Source organism: Pseudovibrio sp. W74 (assembly GCF_001623085.1).
In the GTDB taxonomy this organism is placed as follows: domain Bacteria; phylum Pseudomonadota; class Alphaproteobacteria; order Rhizobiales; family Stappiaceae; genus Pseudovibrio.
Map to the genome: position 1 here is coordinate 118,766 of NZ_LMCJ01000024.1, position 267 is coordinate 119,032.

Here is a 267-nt window from a genome sequence, read left to right on the forward strand (position 1 = left end):
GTGTTCTTCCTGTGCTGTTACGCAGCTTATATGGCTTTTCAGCTTATGCCCGGCCTACGTGCTGCAGTTGGTATTGTGTGATGCTGCAAAGCGTTTTTGGAAAAACTTATTCCCCTCCTGAATTCTTCCCATACTCTGAACCCATGCCTACGTAGCGGGCTGCTGGCGGAGCGACCGTCAGTTTGTCGTAGGTTGGGCGGGGCTATTGGAAGACGTAACGCACCTTTCAGTGGTCCGGTGAACCGAACTTCAAACGTGACCGCATGG